This is a genomic window from Zoogloea sp. GW822-FHT05C07 (assembly GCF_058800215.1).
Genome location: NZ_CM179510.1, coordinates 2,453,463 through 2,471,085, shown reverse-complemented (window position 1 = coordinate 2,471,085; position 17,623 = coordinate 2,453,463). Strand labels below are relative to the sequence as shown.

Here is a 17,623-nt window from a genome sequence, read left to right as displayed (position 1 = left end):
TCAGGCCCGCTGACGGATGATGCTGGCGACATTCCAGCTACCCAGGAAGCGCTCGAACTCGTCGATCGGCAAGGGTCGGCTGAAGAGGTAGCCCTGGTAGGCCGGGCACCCCTGGCGGGCCAGGAACTGGTGCTGCTCCGGCGTCTCCACCCCTTCGGCGATGACGTTGAGGCCCAGGTTGCGGGCCAGCGCGACGATGCTGCGGGCAATCACCGCGTCGTTGGGATTGGCCTGCACGTCATGGACGAAGGCCTTGTCGATCTTCAGCTGGTCGAGCGGCAGGCGCCGGAGGTAGGCCAGCGACGAATAGCCGGTGCCGAAATCGTCGAGGGAGAAACGGATGCCGCGGCTGCGCAGGGCGGCCATCTTGGCGACGACCTCCTCCAGGTCGGTGAGCATCAGGCTTTCGGTCAGCTCCAGCTTGAGCCGGTGCGGATCGGCCGCGGTGCGGGCCAGCACGTCCTCGACCTGGGCCACGAAATCCGGCTGGCGGAACTGCCGCACGCTGACATTCACGGCGATCTCGATATGCTCCCGGCCCGGCACGACAGCCCAGCATGCGAGCTGGCGGCAGGCCGTCTCCAGGACCCACTGGCCGAGGGGCAGGATCAGGCCGGTTTCTTCGGCCAGCGGGATGAAGGTGCCGGGGGCCACCAGGCCGAGGCCGGGGTGCTGCCAGCGGACCAGTGCCTCGGCGCCGATGACGCTGCCCCGGTCATCCACCTGCGGCTGGTAATAGAGCAGGAACTGCTGCTCCAGCAGCCCGATGCGCAGGTCTTTCTCGAGGGCCGCGCGCGAGCTGACGGCCTCCTGCATCTCCGGGTCGAAGAAGCGGATGGTGTCGCGGCCGGCAGCCTTGGCGCCGTACAGCGCCAGATCGGCGCGTTTCATCAGCTCCTCGCAGCTGCTGTCGGAATCGACAATCAGCGTGATACCGATGCTCGGCGTGCAGCGGTAGTCATGGCCAGCCAGGTCGTAGGGCTCGTCGAGGTTCTGCTGAATCTTGTCAGCGACGATGCGCGCCTGGGCGGCGGCATCCTGGCGGCCCGGGCGGAGATCGTCGAGCAGCACCACGAATTCGTCGCCGCCCAGGCGGGCCACCGTGTCGCTCTCCCGCACGCAACCGCTCAGGCGCAGGGCCACGTGCTGGAGCAGCAGGTCACCCATGTCGTGGCCGAAGGTGTCGTTGAGCGTCTTGAAGTTGTCCAGGTCGATGAACAGCAGGGCCCCCTGGCGCTGGCTGCGGCCCAGCGTGGCCAGCACGTGCTTGAGGCGGTCGAGCAGGAGGCGGCGGTTGGGCAGGCGGGTCAGCGGGTCGTAGAAGGCGAGGTTCTGGATCTCGTATTCCGCTTCCTTGCGCAGGGTGATGTCGGTAAGTGCGGACACGTAATGGCTGATCCGTCCGGCCGTGTCGCGGACGACGGTGATGGTCAGCCACTCCGGAAAGATCTCGCCGCTCTTGCGCCGGTTCCAGATCTCGCCCTGCCAGATCCCGGTCGTCTCGAGGCTGGCGTACATGCCGGCGTAGAACTCGCCGTCGTGGCGGCCGGAACGGAGCAGGCGCGGCGTCTGCCCGATGGCTTCATCCTCGCCATAGCCGGTGATCTCGGTGAAGGCGCGGTTCACCTTCAGGATGACACGGTCGGCATTGGCGATGAACATGCCTTCCTGGGACTCGAAGGCGATGGCCGCGATGCGCAGGTCGATCTCGGCGCGCTTGCGCTCGGTGATGTCGGTCAGCGTCCCCACGTAATGGGTGGGCTGGCCCTCATCGCCGTACACCGCGGTGATGGTCAGGAAATGCGGATGGATCGAGCCGTCCCGGTGCTTGTTGAGGATTTCCCCCGACCAGGCCCCGGTGCTCGCCAGACTCGTCCGGACGGCAGCATAGAAGTCGGCGTCATGCATCCCCGACTTCATGAAATTCATGTATTGACCGATGACTTCCTCAGCCCGGAAGCCGGTGATCGCGGTGAAGGCCTTGTTGACCTGCAGGACCTCGACAGCGGCATTGGTGACGACCATGCCTTCCTGGGACTCGAAGGCGATGGCTGCAATGCGCAGACGGGCGCGCTCCGACTCACGCTCCCGGGCAAGGCGCTCGAAGCGCATGAAATACAGGCCCGCCAGCGTCAAGGCGGCCAGCAGCACCGCACCAACGATGGTCGCGGTACGCATGGCCTCCTGATGCCAGACCGCCAGGGCATGCTCCTTGTCGAGGCGGACGCTGAGCACGAAAGGATAGGCCCGTGAGGCCCGATAGGCGGTGAGCATGGCCCGGCCGTCTGCGCCCTGCTCCTCGAACTGGCCGACTTCCGTAGCGGCGAGGCGGCTCGCCAGATCGTCACCGGGGCGCAGGCTGCCGGGTACGGCTTGCTCGTCGGTACTCAGCAACAACCGGCCGTCGTAGCCGCGCAACTCGACCACCCCCTGCTCCGGGCTGATGTGCGCGCTGTAGAAATTCAGGAAGTAATCGGTGTTGATCGAGGCGGTGACCGTCATCCAACGCGCCTCACCGAGGCGCACGTCGCGGGCGACCGGAATGAAGCTGACCAGCGGTGCGCGCCCCCCCACCGGGCTAGCATCGTAGAAGTCCCGGCCGCCCACGGTGTGGCCGGCACGCAGCACCTCCAGCGGGCGAGCGGCCACCGGCCGGAAATCGGCACGGGGTAGCAGGACACCGAGGTTTCGGGAATCGGTACTGGCCGCGATCCTGTCCTGCTCGTCCAGCACCGCAACGGAACGCAGATAAGGCGCATGGCGTAGGGCCTGGGACAACCCGGCCTGGCTCTGTCCCTCCAGCGCCAGGTAAACGAGGCTGCGTTCGATGACGTTGAGGCTCTGGGTCAGGTGGTTTTCGAAGGTGCGGGCCGTCATCCCGGCTGCTTCGAGCTGCCGGTCAATGCGCTCGGCACGCAGCCGCCACAGTCCGTAGGCCGTGGCGCTACAGGCACTGAGGAGCACCACCAGCACGACCAGCAAAAAGATGGAGCGCCGGCTGAGGCCGGCCTGGGCTGACATGGGGCGGGGGAGACTAGTTGCCTGACTGTCCGCGAATGGCGATCGGCTCAAGCCGGTGGCGCTTGATCGCGCTCATCAGCTGGCCGTTCTGCTTGACCCGGTCGAGAAACTGTTCCACCCGCGCATACCAGCGGTCGTCCCCTTTCTGCATCGCATAGGCGTAAGGCGTCAGGTGATAGTTGGACGTCGGAGCCACCAGGCGCGCCCAGTCGGTGGTCTCGAGCATCCGGCGGCTGAACGGGAAGTCCGTCATGAACACGTCGGCGCGCCCCGATTCGACCTCCTGCTCGCGGCCCTGGGTCGTATCGGTGACCAGCAGGGTGGCGTGGCGGAGCTTGTCACGCATGATCGGCTCGTGCAGCGTGCCCTTGGCGACGGCCACGACGACACCCGGCTTGTCGATGTCGTCCCAGGTCTTGATGCGCCGGTTGCTCCTAGTGGTGATGGCGTAGATGTCGCTGACCAGGTGCGGGCGTGTGAAGCGCAGCTTGTCGGCCCGCGCCGGCGTCACCCCGATGGCGAACATGGCGATGTCGCAGCGGTCCTGCGTGATGTCGTCGATCAGCCGGGCGAAGGAGCTGTCGATGAAACTCACCCGCACGCCCAGTTCCTGGGCGAGCGCCCTGGCCATGTCCACATCGATGCCGTCGAGGGCCTGGGTTTTCGGGTTGCGGTAGGAGATGCCGTAGTAGTCGGGCCAGATGCAGACGCGGACCTCACCAGCCGCCTTGATCCGTTCGAGATGCCCGCTCTCCGCGAGCGCTGGCGTCCCGCACAGCAGGACACACCCCACAGCAACAAGAAGTCTCTTCATTTCGATAGCCATGGAGAGATGCACGCGTCAAACCAATTTGGGCACACTGAATGTCGCGCTATTGTAGAAAAAGGGCCTGCACAAGTCGCGGCAGAAAACGCGAGGATCCGCCCCGATCCGTGACGGATGTGTCATACGACGGCGTTCAGGGCTCGAAACGGTAGCCGACGCCGATCTCGGTCAGGATATGGCGCGGGCAGGCCGGGCTGGTTTCGATCTTCTGGCGCAGGTGACCGACATAGACCCGCAGGTACTGGTGGTTGTCGGCGGCCTTGGCGCCCCAGATGTGGGTCAGCAGGTGGTGGTGGGTCATCACCCGCCCCGGATTGGCGGCCAGGAAGACCAGCAGGCGGTATTCGATCTGGGTCAGGTGCAGGGCCTCGCCGGCCCGTTCGACGACCCGCGTGACGCAGTTGATCTCGTAATCGCCGAAGCGGATCTTCGGCTCCGGCGCGGCGGGCATGGCCTGGCCGCGGCGCAGCAGCACGCGCACGCGGGCCAGCAGCTCGGCGATGCCGAAGGGCTTGGTGAGGTAGTCGTCGGCGCCGGCGTCGAGGGCTTCGACCTTGCTCTTCTCCTGGGTGCGCGCCGACAGCACCAGGATCGGGGTTGGCGACCAGGCGCGGTAGTCGCGGATGAAATCGATGCCGTCCCGGTCCGGCAGGCCGAGGTCGAGGATCACCACCTCCGGCCGCCGCGCCGCCGCCTCCACCGCCGCCTGGCTGGCACTGGCCGCCTCGCAGACGGCGAAGCCCTCGCACTCCAGCGCAGTGGCCACCGCCTCGCGCATCTGGCGCTCGTCCTCCACCAGCAGGATGGTCTTGCTGTCGCTCATCGCCGTCACCCCAGGGCCAGCACGTCCGGCGGATTGCCGATCGGCAGCGTGAAGCGGAAGCAGGCCCCGCCGCCGAGGCGGTTGGACGCGCCGATCTCGCCTTCATGGGCGTCGACGATGCTACGCGAGATGGCCAGCCCGAGTCCGACGCCGGCCACATCCGACTCCTGCCTGCCGCGCTGGAACAGGTTGAACAGGCGGCCGTCGTCGCCGTCCGGCAGGCCGGGGCCGGAATCGCTGACGCTGATCTCCAGCCTGTCGCCAAGCTGGCGCACGGCCAGCTCGATCGGCGCGTCGGCCGGCGCGTACTTGATGGCGTTCTCCAGCAGATTCCACAGCACACGCTCGATCAGCACCGCATCGATGCACACCGGCGGCAGGTTGCGCGGCAGGTCGACGCTGATCTCCCGGTCGCGCCACTGGCCGCGGATCTGCGTCAGCACCACGCCGACCACTTCATCCACCGGCTGCCAAGCACGGTTCAGCTCGACGCTGCCAGAGCTCAGCTTGGCCATGTCGAGGAGGTTCATCATCTGCTGGCAGATCGTCATGGCCTGCTTGCTGATCGCCTCCAGCAGGCGCTTCTGGCGCTCCGGCGAGGCTTTGCCGAGGGCCGCCGTGTCGGCCATGCTGACCAGCGCCGCCAGCGGCGTGCGCAAGTCGTGGGACAGGGCGCCGAGGATGGAGCTGCGCAACACCTCGGAGGCGTGCCGGACCTCGGTCTCCCGCGCCATCTCGGCGAAGCGCGAGCGCTCCAGTGCCACCGCAACGAGGGACGCGACGGTCTCGATGTATTCGACGAAATCCGGGTGGGACACCACCGCCGGCATCGCCTCGAAGGCCAGCACGCCCTGGGTGCCGCTGGCCGCGGCGAGGGGCAGCAGGGCGTGCAGCGCGCCGTCCGGCAGCGGCTCCCAGTTCAGCCGCGCCTGCTCGACGCAGGCCTCGAGGCGGCTGGCGCGCACCGGAAAAGGTGGTGCGATGAACTCCGCCGGCGGGATCAGGCGGGCGTTGCGCGCCCCGACGGCGCTGGCGAGGAAGGCGAAGGTGGTGTCGGCCACGTCGGCCGCGGTGAGCGCGGCGGACAGCTCCCGTGAGAACTCGTAGAGCGTCTTGCTGAGCAGCGACTTGCGCTCGGCGATCTCGGCGTGGCGGCGCAGGCGGAGCGTGGTGTGGCCGACGGTCAGCGCGACCGCCAGCATCAGCGCGGCAGGCAGGAAATAAGGCGTGTCGGTCATATCCGGGCCACGGCTCAGCGGGATCAGCACGAGCATCAGCAGCAGGGCCACCCACGCCATGGCCAGCCCGCCCCCAAGAAAACAGCCCGCAGCCGGGTGGGCTGCGGGCTGGACGGAAGGGCGGCGGCCGGGATCCTCATGGCGTTCGGAGGAAACCCGGCATGGGTGCCTCAATCCGCCACTTGCAGCGGCAGCCCCTTGCGGTTGCGGCCGTAGATGCGGGGGCGGAAGTGGCTGTCGATGATCGGCGTCAGCGCGTTCATCAGCATCACCGCGAAGGCCACGCCTTCCGGATAGCCGGCCCAGGTGCGGATCACGTAGGTCAGCAGGCCGCAGCCGAAGCCGAACACCAGCCGCCCCACCGGTGAGTTGGGGGACGTGACGTAGTCGGTGGCGATGAAGAAGGCACCGAGCATTACGCCGCCGGACATCAGATGGGTCTGGGCGTCAAGGAAGTGGGCCGGGTCGTAGGCGCTCAGCGCGGCGGCGGGCAAGGCAACGCCGGCCAGCATGGCCACCGGGATGTGCCAGCTGATGACGCGCTTGACGATCAGCATCAGACCGCCTGCGATGATCAGCCAGGCCGCCGTCTCGCCCATGCTGCCGGCGCGCTCGCCGATCATCGACAGGACCGGCGCGTGGGCCGCCGACTGCAGCAGATCGACGCCGCGGGACATCTCGGTCTTCGAGAAGCCCAGCGTGGTGGCGCTGGTCATCGCATCGAAGGCCGCCGGAATGCCCTTGAAGAGGATCACCAGGCCGTCCAGCGGGCCCGGCGAGCCATCGGCAAAGAGCGGCGCGGCGCCGACCCAGGAGGTCATCTGCACCGGGAAGGAGATCAGCAGCGCGACGCGGGCCACCATCGCCGGGTTGAAGAGGTTCTGGCCGAGGCCGCCGAAGACATGCTTGCCAAGGACGATGCCGAACAGGCCACCGAAGGCGCCGATCCACCACGGCGCCCACGGCGGCAGGGACACCGCCAGCAGCCAGCCGGTAAGGATCGCCGAGCCGTCGGTGAGCGCCTTGCTGGCCTGGCGGTCCATGGCGCGCAGGAAGAAGGCCTCGCCGAGCATCGCCGAGGCGATGGTGATCAGCCACAGGTAGATCGACGGCCAGCCGTACAGCCAGAAGCCGTACAGCGTGGACGGGGCCAGCGCGACCATCACGGTCGCCATGATGCGGCCGGGATTGTTGGAGGTGGTGGTGTACGGTGCGGCGACCGGACTGCCGAGGTTCTCGTTCATACCGTTTCTCCTTGAGCCTGACCGCTATCCTTGGCCGGTGCCTTGGCAGCCGCCGCCTTGGCTGCCGCGGCAGCGTCCTTCTCGGCCTTGCGGCGCGCGGCGGCTTCGGCCTTTTCCTGTTTCTCCCGTTCGATGCGCGCGGTGCGGGCTTCGGCCAGGCGCTTGGTGGCATCGGTGCGCAGCTTGACGCGCTCGGCGGCCATCAGCTCGCCCTTGGCGTAGCTGAAGTACTGCACCAGCGGGATGTGCGACGGGCACACGTAGGCGCAGCAGCCGCAGGAGATGCAATCGCCGAGGGCGTAGCCCTCCGCCCCTTCGAAATCCTCGACGCGGATGTGCGCCGCCATTTCCATCGGCAGCAGGCCCATCGGACAGGCATCGGCGCAGGTGCCGCAGCGGATGCACGGGCCGGCTTCCGGCGTGGCCGCTTCGGCGGCGTTGAAGGCCAGGATGCCGGAGGCGCCCTTGACCAGCGGGATGCGGTCGTGGGCCAGCGGCGTGCCCATCATCGGTCCGCCGAGGATCAGGCGGGCCGGCTCGCCCTTCAGGCCGACGAAGGCCAGCAGGTCGGTGACCAGCGTGCCGAGCGGCGCATAGATATTGCCCGGCGTGGCGATTGCCCCGCCGTTGAGGGTGACGATGCGCTCCACCAGCGGCTGGCCGAGGCGCACGGCCTTATGCACGGCGGCGCAGGTGGAGACGTTGTGGACCAGCACACCGACTTCCGCAGCGCGGGCGTTGGACGGCACTTCCTTGCCGGTGAGGGTCTGGATCAGCTGCTTGTCGGAGCCCATCGGGTAGCGCGTCGGCACCGGGCAGATCTTCACCTCGGAGAAGGACGCGGCGGCCTTGCGCATCGCGGCGATGGCTTCCGGCTTGTTGTCCTCGATGCCGACCAGCGCCTCTTTGGCGCCGATGGCATGCATGACGAGGCGGACGCCATCGACGACCTGGTCGGCGAAGTCGCGCATGATGCGGTCGTCGCTGGACAGGTAGGGCTCGCACTCGCCGCCATTGACGATCAGCGTTTCCACCTTGAGGCGCTTGCCGAGGGCGAACTTGACCGCCGACGGGAAGGTCGCGCCGCCGAGGCCGACGACGCCGGCTGCAGCGGCCTTGCGGGCGATGTCTTCCGGCGCCAGCGCGAAGGGATCGGCGACCAGGTCGGTATCGATCCAGCGGTCCTGGCCGTCGGACTCGATGGTGATGGCGCGGAAGGGCAGGCCCGAGGCGTGCGGCGCGGTCACGTCACCGATGGAGAACACGGTACCCGACACCGGCGCATGGATCGGCGCCGAGATGTTGCCCTGGGCGTCGGCCAGCAGCTGGCCCTTGAGGACCTTCTGGCCAACCACCACGATCGGGCGCGCGGCGCCGCCGACGTGCTGGCTGAGGGGCATGTAAACGCGCTCGGGCGTCGGCAGAATGCGCAGGGGGGCATCGGCGGCCGGACGCTTGTGGTCGTCCGGATGTACGCCCCAGCTGGGCTCTTTGAAGAAGCGGTCGAGGAATCCCATGATGGCGTACTCAGGCGGCAGAAGAAGCGGGTTGCGGCCAGACCCAGTGCTGCAGGGTCACCGGAATGGGCATCAGGCTCAGCGCTTCGGTGGGGCACACGTTCACGCAGGACGAGCAGCCGGTACAGGCTTCGCGGATCACGTTATGGACCTGCTTGGCGGCACCGATGATGGCGTCGGTCGGGCAGACCTTCAGGCATCGGCTGCAGCCGATGCAGATCTCCTCGGTCACGTCGGCGATCTGCGGGCCGGAATCCACCACCCCGGAGAGGTCCACCTTGATGCCCAGCTTGGCCGCCAGGGCCTCGGCGGTGGCCTTGCCGCCCGGCGGGCAGAGGGTTACCTGTGCTTCGCCCTTGGCCAGCGCGGCGGCAGCCTGGGCACAGCCCACGTAGCCGCACTGGCCGCACTGGGAGCCCGGCAGCATGGCCTGGATCTCGGCTTCGAGCGGGTTCTCTTCAACTGCCAGGTAGCGCGACGCTGTACCGAGCATGCTACCCAGGGCGAGACCCATCAAGGAAAGGCTTCCGACTGATACCAACATGATGATCGTCCTCGTTTCTGGTTTCTGATTAGCTCGCGGCGATGCCCGAGAACCCCATGAAGGCCATGGCCAGCATCCCGGCCACGATGAACGCGATCGGCGGGCCGGCGAACAGGCGCGGCACCTGGACCAGCGCCAGGCGTTCCCGCAGGCCGGCGAAGATCACCATCACCAGGCTGTAGCCGAGGGACGACGCGAAGGCGAACAGGGTCGCGTGGATGAAACTCATGTGCCCTTCGACCAGCAGCAGGGCGACGCCCAGCACCGCGCAGTTGGTGGTGATCAGCGGCAGGTAGATACCGAGCATCTGGAACAGCTCGGGCGAGACCTTCTTGATCGTCATCTCGGTGAATTGCACCGCCGAGGCGATCACCAGGATGAAGGTCACGGTACGCAGGAAGCCCAGCCCGTAGGCGTCGAGCAGGTAGGTTTGCACGGCCCAGTCGGCCATCGACGAGACGGTGATCACGAAGGTCGTCGCGAAGCCCATCCCCGCCGCGGTATCGATGCGCGTGGTCACCCCCATGAAGGAGCACAGCCCGAGGAAGCGGGCGAGGATCACGTTATTGACCAGCGCAGCGCTGATCATGATCATGGCAAATTCTTTCATGGTCTTGTCCCAAGCCTATTTGCAGGTTTCGTCGGGGCGCGCCCGACGCAGAAAACGGGGGGTCGCCTCGCCGCGCACGGCCAGGCGGTGGGCGCCGATACGCGCCACCAGCAGCCCGAAGGCCAGGCCGGCGGCCACGCCGAGCATGGACAACGGATCGCTCTCGTAGGCCGACTGCGCCAGGCCGCCGCCGCACAGAGCCGCCAGCAGCGGGAAGCCGTAGGCCAGTGCCGCGGCCTTCAGCAGCGCGCTGTTATGGACGCCGACCACGATCCGCTCGCCCTCGCGCAGCTCGCCGGGGCTCGACGGGTTGTCGAGGCGGAAACGGCGGGCCTGGATGCGGCTGGCGACCGAGCCGATGCCGGCCGCGCTGTGGCTGCCGCAGCTGGCGCTGGAGGCGCAACTGCCGCAGCTGGTGGTCTGCTCCGGCTCGAGCCAGGCCCAGCCCGGCTCGACGCGGACGACGCGGGCGATGCCTTCCACCATCGGGGTGCTGGAGTCCTGGCTCATGCTGGCGATCTCGCGGGTGGCGTTCATGATCGGGATGGCTGTCAGGGGGTGGCGACTCAGACCGCGTGGGCGCCGGCCATCTGGATTTCCTTGCCGGCACGCAGGTCGAGCACGCGCTTGGCCACCACCAGCAGACCGGTGACGATGAAGCCGCCCGGCGGCAGGATCATCATCAGCACGCCCATGTCGGCGGGCAGCAGGCGCATCTCGATGACCTTGAAGGAGTTGCCAAGCAGCAGCGAGGCGTCGGCGAACAGCGTGCCGGAGCCGATGATTTCCCGCACCGCACCGATCACGGTCAGCGCGATGGTGAAGCCGAGGCCCATGAACAGGCCGTCGAGCAGGGCTGGGAACGCGGGCTGCTTGGCGGCGAAGGCCTCCAGCCGGGCCAGCGGCAGACAGTTGGAGACGATCAGCGGGATGAACAGGCCGAGCACCTTATAGAGCTCATGCATCCAGGCGTTCATCGCCAAATCGACGAGGGTCACCATGGCGGCGACGATCAGGATATAGACCGGAATCCGCACTTCGGTGGTGATCTGGTTGCGGAACACCGCCACCAGGTAGCTCGAGGCGCCCATCACGACGGCGGTGGCGAGCCCCATGCCGAAGCCGTTGGTGGCGCTGGTCGTCATGGCCATCGTCGGGCACATGCCGAGCAGCATGCTGAAGACCCCGTTGTTGTCCCACAGACCATCCTTGACGATGGTGGAATACTGGTTCGAGTTTTCGGCGTTCGACATTTCAATTGCTCCCGGTCAGCTTGTCCTTGTTCGCGGCATAGAATTCCTGTCCGCGCCGTATGGCGGCCACCACGCCGCGCGGCGTGATCGTCGCGCCGGCGAACTGGTCGAAATCCCCACCATCCTTCTTGACCTTCCAGCGCTCAATGGACGGATTGCCCAGCGACAGGCCGGTGAAACGCTCGATCCACGGGCCCTTCTTCGCCTCGATCTTGTCGCCCAGGCCCGGGGTTTCCTTGTGGGCCAGCACGCGCACGCCGAGCAGCTTGCCGCCAGCGTCGATGCCCATCATCAGGCGGATCTCGCCGGCGTAGCCGGTGCCGAAGATCTCGTAGGCCACGCCGGTCACCTGCTTGTCCTTGCGGGCGCGGTAGACGGTGATTTCCTTGCCCTCTTCGTTCTTGACGGTGAGGGTGTCGAGGACCGGGTTGTTGTCGTGGATGTTGTCGGGCAGGACCTGGCTGAGGGAGTTCTGCTTGTCCTCGAGGGCGCGGGCGGCGATGTCGTCGAGGGTGACATCGTTGGTCAGCGCCATCACCAGACCGAAGCCGAGACAGAAGGCGAACAGGATCACCCCGTGGATATAGGGCTTTGGCTTGACGGCGACCGGAGCAATCGGCGAATCGTGCGTGGCGTTCATGATCTGTCGAAATAAGGGGGTTTGCCCTGATTTAGCAGGTCTTGTGCCAAGGACTCGCGGATGCGCCGGAAGGCCCGGAATTGCAGTGTTTTACAGTCGTTGCGGGGGTTTGGAAAGCGGACACGAAGGTACGTTTTGTGGAGGAGACGCTACATGGCCCGGTTTGTCGCACGTATAAAGACAACAAACGACAAAGCCTTGTTTTACGGTCCTTTTTAGGCGGGCCACCTATAAAGGATGCGTAAACAGCCCCTTCAGACGGGCGTTTGGGCGCTCCGCGCGGCCTCGATCAACAGCGCCTGGGCGTCGGCGCAGGCGGCCTGGCCGGACGCCTCGCCGACCGCGATGTCGAGCCCGATGGCATGGCCGTCGATGCGCAGCGGATGGCCGAGCAGCGCGACGAGGGCAGCCGTCAGGCGGGCGCGCCCCGGCGGCGAGGCTGGCTCGTCGGGCAGTGCTCCGGCCCAGGTCAGCGCCGCCGGGCGGAAGTCGGCGATCAGCACCGCGAAGCCGCTGCCGTGGCGAGTCACGCAGTTGCAGTCGCTGTGCAGCACGCGCAGGCGCTTGCCGCTTTCCACCAGCACCCGCTCGGCCATCGCCGCGCCATGTTCGGCGACGATCCGTTCCAGCGACGGAATGGCCAGGTGCACCACCATGAAGGGATAACCGGCGATCGTCGAATGGACGAACACGTGCTGCAGGCGGTCGAGAAACAGGCTGAAGCCGAGCAGGCCGGTGGCGTTGTCGAAGAACAGGCGGCGGCGGGCTTCCTCCTGGGCTTCGCGGCTGCTGCTGACGTCGGTGATGAAGCCTTCCAGGCCGAGGAATTCGCCGCGGCTGGAATGAATGCCGCGCCCCTGCTCCCATACCCAGCGGGTCTGGCCGTCCCGGTCGACGATGCGGTAGCTGAGCTCGTAGCGCTCGCGCCGGGCCAAGCGCATCTGCACGTAGTTCCAGACGAAATCCCGGTCCTCCGGGTGGATCAGGTCGGCGAAACTGGCGGAGCGGTTATCCACCAGTTCCAGCGGCGTGTAGCCGGTCAGCTCGAAACAGCCCTCGCTGACGAACTCCATCGTCCACTCCTTGTCGTTCTGTCCCCGGTAGATCATCCCCGGCAGGTTGTCGAGCATGGTATGCAGGCTGCGCCGCTGCGCACGCAGGGCTTCTTCGCCGCGCCGCCGCTGGTCGATGTCGAGGAGCATGCCGGCAATACCGGCCTCGCCGCCCGGCGGCAGCTCAACCGGCCAGGCGCGCAGCTCCACCCAGCGCGGGCCCGACGTGCGGGCGGCAAGCAGGCGGACTTCCAGCGTCAGCCCGTCCCGTTCGCCGGCCTGCAGCTGGCGCAGACCTTTGGTCAGCGCGGCGCGGTCTTCCACCGGAAAGAGCTGCAGGAAGGGCGTGCCGAGGCTGTCCGCCGCCGGTCGGCCGGTGGTCCGCTCCCAGCGGGAATTGAGATAGGCCACGTGCAATTGGGCATCCAGCGTGAACAGGATCTCCGCGGCGCCGTGGGCGAAGCGGTTGCCCCACTGGTGGTCCGCCGCGCTGCCGTCGTCTTCCGGCAGGGAGAAATGCAGCAGCGCCATCGGCGAACCATCGGCCCGAAACAGGCTGACCCGCGCCGGCCAGGACACGCCGTCGGCACGCAGCAGCGTGATCACGCCATCGCTGACCGGGGTGTCGGCGGCCAGCAGTTCGACCAGCCGTCCCTGATGCTTGGGATGCACGATGTTGTCGAGGGGCATGCCGATCAGCTCATCGCCGCGCTCTTCCAGGCCGAGCGCCTTGAGCAGCGCCCGATTGGCGTGGGCGATGCGCCCGTTCTCAGCGAGCACCGCCGGCTGGCCGCTGTGCTCGGCAAACTGGCTGAGGGACGGGTCGACCAGCGCCGGGCCATCGGGCCGGGCCGCGGCGAGACGCCGGCCGCCAAAGCGCAACGCGGTCCACGCCAGCCCGGGGAGCAGCGGCAGCATCGTGAGGACCGGAGGCTGGCGCCCGGCGTCGCCGCAAACGATGACGGCCAGCACCGAAACCAGCAGCGTCGCAAATAGATAGAGGGTCATGGCGGGAATCCGTAAGCGTGAGCGCCGCACCTGCACGGGGCAGCACCCGCATCAAGCAGGATTCACTCCATCCTGCATGGCATGGAGTCGATCGGAAACGAAAACAGCCGTTTCCCATAAGGCGCAAAAGTTGCTTAAAGAGAACGGCTTATCGACTGATGCTCCCCACCGCCAACGACGCTTACGTGCTGAAACGCTACCCGCTCCTGTCCCGCCTGAGCCTCATGCTGAGCTGCCTGGCCAGCCTGTGCGCGGCCTTGTTCCTCAGCGCCGGGGCCGCCGGCCGCCTGGAGGAAGCGGCCCGCGCAGCCCCCGGCAGCCTGGCGGCCAGCCGGCTGGCGGGCATCGAACTGATGGAGATCGTGCTGGCGCTGGCCTTCGTGATCGGCTGTGCGATCACGCTGCGCATTGCCTACCGGGCCCTGGCGCAACGCACCGACTGTGCGCTGGCCCGCCTGGCCGCGCACACGGTCGGTGCGGACGGGCCGGTCGGCGGGACCGACGAGCTCGACCGGCTGATACGCGCGCTGGACGGCGTGTCGGCCCAGCTGGCCTGCCGCGTCGCCGACAGCGAACGCCTGTCCCGCCACGCCCTTGAACAAGAACGCTTCGCCACCCGCTCGCTGGAATTCATCTACCGCGCCTGTACCTGCTTGGCCGAAAACAACGCCAGCACCCAGTGGCTGACCGCCTTGCTGGAGGACATGGCCGACTGCCTGCGCGCCCGCAGCTGTTCGCTGGGCCTGCTGACGCCCCTCGCCGAAAGCCTGGGCGTGCCGACCCGACTGGGCGCGCCGCGGCTGGCAAGCTTGCTCGACGAGTTCGACGCGGAAACCCTGGCCCGCAAGGGCGGGCTGCGCCGCCAGGCGATCCACGCGGATGGTGAGCGGGTCGAGCTGGCGGTGCCTGTCCGCGACGCCGACGGCATCTACGGCATCCTGGTGGTGGAGGCGCGCAGCGACGTGCTCTTCGAAAGCCGCTACAGCCGGCTGGTGGATGCGGTCGCCAGCCTGTTCGCGCTGTCCCTCGGCAGCCTGCAGCGCACCCAGCGCCGCCGCCGGCTGGCCCTGATGGACGAGCGCAACGCGATCGCCGGCGAACTGCACGACTCGCTGGCCCAGGCCTTGTCCTACATGAAGCTGCAGATCGCCCGCCTGCAGTTGGAGATCGGGCGCAGTTGTGGTGCCTGCACGCCCGGCGGCAAGGTGCTGGAGATCTCCGGCGACATCAAGACCGGCCTCGACAGCGCCTACCGCCACCTGCGCGAGCTGCTGTCGGCCTTCCGCACCAGCATGCCGCCCGGCGGCCTGCAGCAGGCCATCCGCGAAGTAGTGGAGGAATTGTCGGCCCGCGCTGGCACCGAGATCGGCCTCGACTACCGGCTCGGTGACACGCCGCTGTCGGTCAACGAGGAATTTCATCTGCTGCAGATCGTCCGCGAGGCGCTGACCAACGTGATCCGCCATGCCCGCGCCGAGCACGCGCTGATCCGCTTGGATTGCGAAGCCGGCGTGGTGGTCGTGCAGGTGGACGACGACGGCCGCGGGATGGCAGCCGGCAGCGGCGGCGAAGGCCATCACGGCGTCTCGATCATGCACGACCGGGCCCGGCAGCTGGCCGGCAACCTGGACCTGCAGCCCGGCCCCAGCGGGCGCGGCACCCGCGTGGAGCTGCGCTTCCGCCCGCGGGCCGGGCCTCCTCCGTCTTCTCCCCCATTCGCATCCGACAGGGACAGCCCCCATGCACAGCCCCACTGACGACACGCCGCCGATCCGCCTGGTGGTGGTGGACGACCACGCCCTCTTCCGCAAGGGCATCGGCCAGCTGCTCTCCATGTACGGCGACCTCCACGTGGTCGCCGAAGCCGCTTGCGGCGCCGACGGCATCGAAGCCGTACTGACCCACCAACCCGATGTGGCCCTGGTGGACCTGCACATGAAGGGCCTCGACGGCATCTCGGTAGTCCGCGCACTGAAAACCGCCGGCTCGGCAACGCGGCTGGTGATGCTCACCGTGTCCGACTCCAGCTTCGACGTGATGGAAGCGCTGAAGGCCGGCGCCAGCGGCTATCTGCTGAAGGACATGGAGCCCGACGAGTTCTGCCTGAAGCTGCGCCAGGTGGCGGCAGGCGGTACCGTGCTGTCGGCCGAGGTCGGCGGCATTCTGGCCAAACCCCAACCACCGAGCCGGGAGAGCATCGACGCCGGCTGGGCCTCCCTCACCGCGCGGGAGCAGGAAACCCTCGAGCTGGTCTCCAAGGGCGCATCGAACAAGATCGTCGCCCGCTCGCTGGGCATCGCCGAGAGCACCGTAAAGGTCCACGTGAAGCACGTGCTGCAGAAACTCAACCTGCGCAACCGCTTCGAAGCCGCCGTGTGGCTGCGCGAACTGCGCCAGGAGGAGAGCCGGCCGTCCTGAAGACTGGACCGGGCTCCGACTCCTGTCCCCCAATTTCCGTCTGCAGATCATCCCGCACGGGCGGGCGAATTTCGCCCCGGCGGGCCATGCCCTCCGCCTTGAAGTAGTACCAGAGTAGTATTTTCCGGCGCCGGCCCGGCTGGCCTAATGAACTCAAGCTTCATCCCTTTTCGATTAGGAGTTGCAGATGAGTTCATGGAGACTCTCGGTCCTCGCCGACCGCCACCGCGCCCTTGGTTCCAGCCTCGAAGACTGGAATGGCATGGGTACCGCCTGGACCTACCGGACCGATCTGGCCGACGAGCACGCGGCGATCCGCACCCGTGCCGGCCTGATGGACGTGTCGGGCCTCAAGAAAATGCACATCATCGGCCCCCACGCCGAGGCGCTGATCAACTTCGCCACCACCCGCAACGTCAGCAGGCTCTACCCGGGCAAGTCGGTCTATGCCTGCATGCTCAACGAGGCCGGCAAGTTCATCGACGACTGCGTGATCTACCGTAACGGCCCCAACGCCTTCATGGTGGTGCACGGTTCCGGCGCAGGTCACGAGATCCTGACCCGCGCAGCGGTCGGTCGCAACGTGGTGGTGCTGTTCGACGACGACCTGCACGACCTGTCCCTGCAAGGGCCGATGGCCGTCGATTTTCTCGCCAGGCACGTGCCGGGCATCCGTGAGCTGCCCTACTTCCACCACATGCAGACGACCCTCTTCGGCCGTCCGGTGATGCTGTCCCGCACCGGCTACACCGGCGAGCGCGGCTACGAGATCTTCTGTAAGGCCGCCGACGCCCCGCTGATCTGGGACACCATCGTCGCCGAAGGCAAGGAAATGGGCATCATGCCCTGCTCCTTTACGGCCCTCGACTGGCTGCGGGTGGAGAGCTACCTGCTGTTCTACCCCTACGACAACTCCGACATGTACCCGATGGACGGCGAACCGATCGGCGACAGCCTGTGGGAACTGGGCCTGGACTTCACCGTGTCGCCGGGCAAGAAGGAGTTCCGCGGTGCCGCCGAGCACTACCGTCTGCAGGGCAAGGAGCGCTTCAAGATCTTTGGTGTAGAGCTGGCCAGCAAGCAGGCAGCCCAGGCCGGCGACGCCCTCTACGACGGCGACACCAAGGTGGGCTTCGTCACCTGTGGAGTGTATTCGCGGCTGGTAGAGCGCTCGATGGCCATCGTCCGCCTCGACCCTGCTTACGCCGTTGCCGGCCGCAAGCTGCAGTTGCGCGGCCCCAGCCTCGAATGCGGCGCAACGACCCACACGCTGCCCTTCGACGACCCGGACAAGATCAAGCGCACTGCCAAGGGCTGAACGCCCGGATATCCGTGGGGGCGATGCCATTCGCCCTCCGTCGCGTGATCAAGTCCGCAGGCGAATGAATTCGCCCCCACGGGGCTGCCTCACGCAGCCCCCGATGGCCCG

General features: G+C 67.4%; 15 protein-coding genes. 3 read left to right on the top strand and 12 right to left on the bottom strand.

All coding sequences use genetic code 11. From position 1 onward, the window contains the following. From AC3QL2_RS11660 to AC3QL2_RS11605, 12 genes are all read right to left on the bottom strand, one after another. Nucleotides 1-3,021 (bottom strand): bifunctional diguanylate cyclase/phosphodiesterase, encoded by a 3,021-nt coding sequence (locus tag AC3QL2_RS11660; RefSeq protein ID WP_493235933.1) that lies wholly within the window; start codon nt 3,019-3,021, stop codon nt 1-3. Nucleotides 3,022-3,034: 13 nt separating this feature from the next. After that, entirely contained in the window at nt 3,035-3,835 is an 801-nt protein-coding gene (locus AC3QL2_RS11655; RefSeq protein WP_493235934.1) for a substrate-binding periplasmic protein, read from the bottom strand. Nucleotides 3,836-3,980: 145 nt separating this feature from the next. Further along, nucleotides 3,981-4,670 carry a response regulator gene (locus AC3QL2_RS11650; RefSeq protein WP_493235935.1) on the bottom strand — a complete coding sequence of 230 codons (690 nt, stop codon included), beginning with the start codon at nt 4,668-4,670 and terminating at the stop codon, nt 3,981-3,983. A gap of 5 nt (nt 4,671-4,675) precedes the next feature. Next, nucleotides 4,676-5,968: an ATP-binding protein gene (locus AC3QL2_RS11645; protein WP_493235936.1), complete on the bottom strand. Its 1,293-nt coding sequence runs from the start codon at nt 5,966-5,968 to the stop codon at nt 4,676-4,678. 110 nt (nt 5,969-6,078) lie between these two features. Continuing rightward, complete coding sequence (locus AC3QL2_RS11640) at nt 6,079-7,152, bottom strand: RnfABCDGE type electron transport complex subunit D (RefSeq protein WP_493235937.1); 1,074 nt, start codon at nt 7,150-7,152, stop codon at nt 6,079-6,081. Further along, on the bottom strand, nt 7,149-8,669 hold the full coding sequence (rsxC, locus tag AC3QL2_RS11635) for an electron transport complex subunit RsxC (RefSeq protein ID WP_481120452.1): 1,521 nt from the start codon (nt 8,667-8,669) through the stop codon (nt 7,149-7,151). The genes AC3QL2_RS11640 and rsxC overlap by 4 nt, the downstream gene beginning before the upstream one ends. 10 nt (nt 8,670-8,679) lie before the next feature. Next, a complete protein-coding gene (locus tag AC3QL2_RS11630) occupies nt 8,680-9,213 on the bottom strand; it encodes an RnfABCDGE type electron transport complex subunit B (RefSeq protein ID WP_493235938.1) in 534 nt (177 codons plus the stop codon). Between the two features lie 28 nt (nt 9,214-9,241). Continuing rightward, on the bottom strand, nt 9,242-9,823 hold the full coding sequence (rsxA, locus tag AC3QL2_RS11625) for an electron transport complex subunit RsxA (RefSeq protein WP_493235939.1): 582 nt from the start codon (nt 9,821-9,823) through the stop codon (nt 9,242-9,244). A 15-nt stretch (nt 9,824-9,838) separates the two neighbouring features. Beyond that, the gene (locus AC3QL2_RS11620; RefSeq protein ID WP_493235940.1) at nt 9,839-10,360 is read right to left on the bottom strand and encodes a SoxR reducing system RseC family protein; all 522 of its coding nucleotides are present in this window, start codon (nt 10,358-10,360) and stop codon (nt 9,839-9,841) included. Nucleotides 10,361-10,389: 29 nt separating this feature from the next. Further along, the gene (locus tag AC3QL2_RS11615; protein WP_493235941.1) at nt 10,390-11,076 is read right to left on the bottom strand and encodes an electron transport complex subunit E; all 687 of its coding nucleotides are present in this window, start codon (nt 11,074-11,076) and stop codon (nt 10,390-10,392) included. Nucleotide 11,077: 1 nt separating this feature from the next. Further along, on the bottom strand, nt 11,078-11,716 hold the full coding sequence (gene rsxG / locus AC3QL2_RS11610; protein ID WP_493235942.1) for an electron transport complex subunit RsxG: 639 nt from the start codon (nt 11,714-11,716) through the stop codon (nt 11,078-11,080). Nucleotides 11,717-11,970: 254 nt separating this feature from the next. Next, on the bottom strand, nt 11,971-13,776 hold the full coding sequence (locus tag AC3QL2_RS11605; protein WP_493235943.1) for a sensor domain-containing diguanylate cyclase: 1,806 nt from the start codon (nt 13,774-13,776) through the stop codon (nt 11,971-11,973). Between the two features lie 158 nt (nt 13,777-13,934). Between AC3QL2_RS11605 and AC3QL2_RS11600 the strand changes: the two genes are divergently transcribed. The 3 genes from AC3QL2_RS11600 (at nt 13,935) to AC3QL2_RS11590 (ending at nt 17,512) form a co-directional block, all read left to right on the top strand. Beyond that, complete coding sequence (locus tag AC3QL2_RS11600) at nt 13,935-15,533, top strand: ATP-binding protein (protein ID WP_493235944.1); 1,599 nt, start codon at nt 13,935-13,937, stop codon at nt 15,531-15,533. Next, nucleotides 15,517-16,194, top strand: a complete 678-nt coding sequence (locus AC3QL2_RS11595; RefSeq protein WP_493235945.1) for a response regulator — start codon at nt 15,517-15,519, stop codon at nt 16,192-16,194. The genes AC3QL2_RS11600 and AC3QL2_RS11595 overlap by 17 nt, the downstream gene beginning before the upstream one ends. Nucleotides 16,195-16,381: 187 nt before the next feature. Then, on the top strand, nt 16,382-17,512 hold the full coding sequence (locus AC3QL2_RS11590) for an aminomethyl transferase family protein (RefSeq protein WP_493235946.1): 1,131 nt from the start codon (nt 16,382-16,384) through the stop codon (nt 17,510-17,512). Nucleotides 17,513-17,623 lie beyond the last annotated feature (111 nt).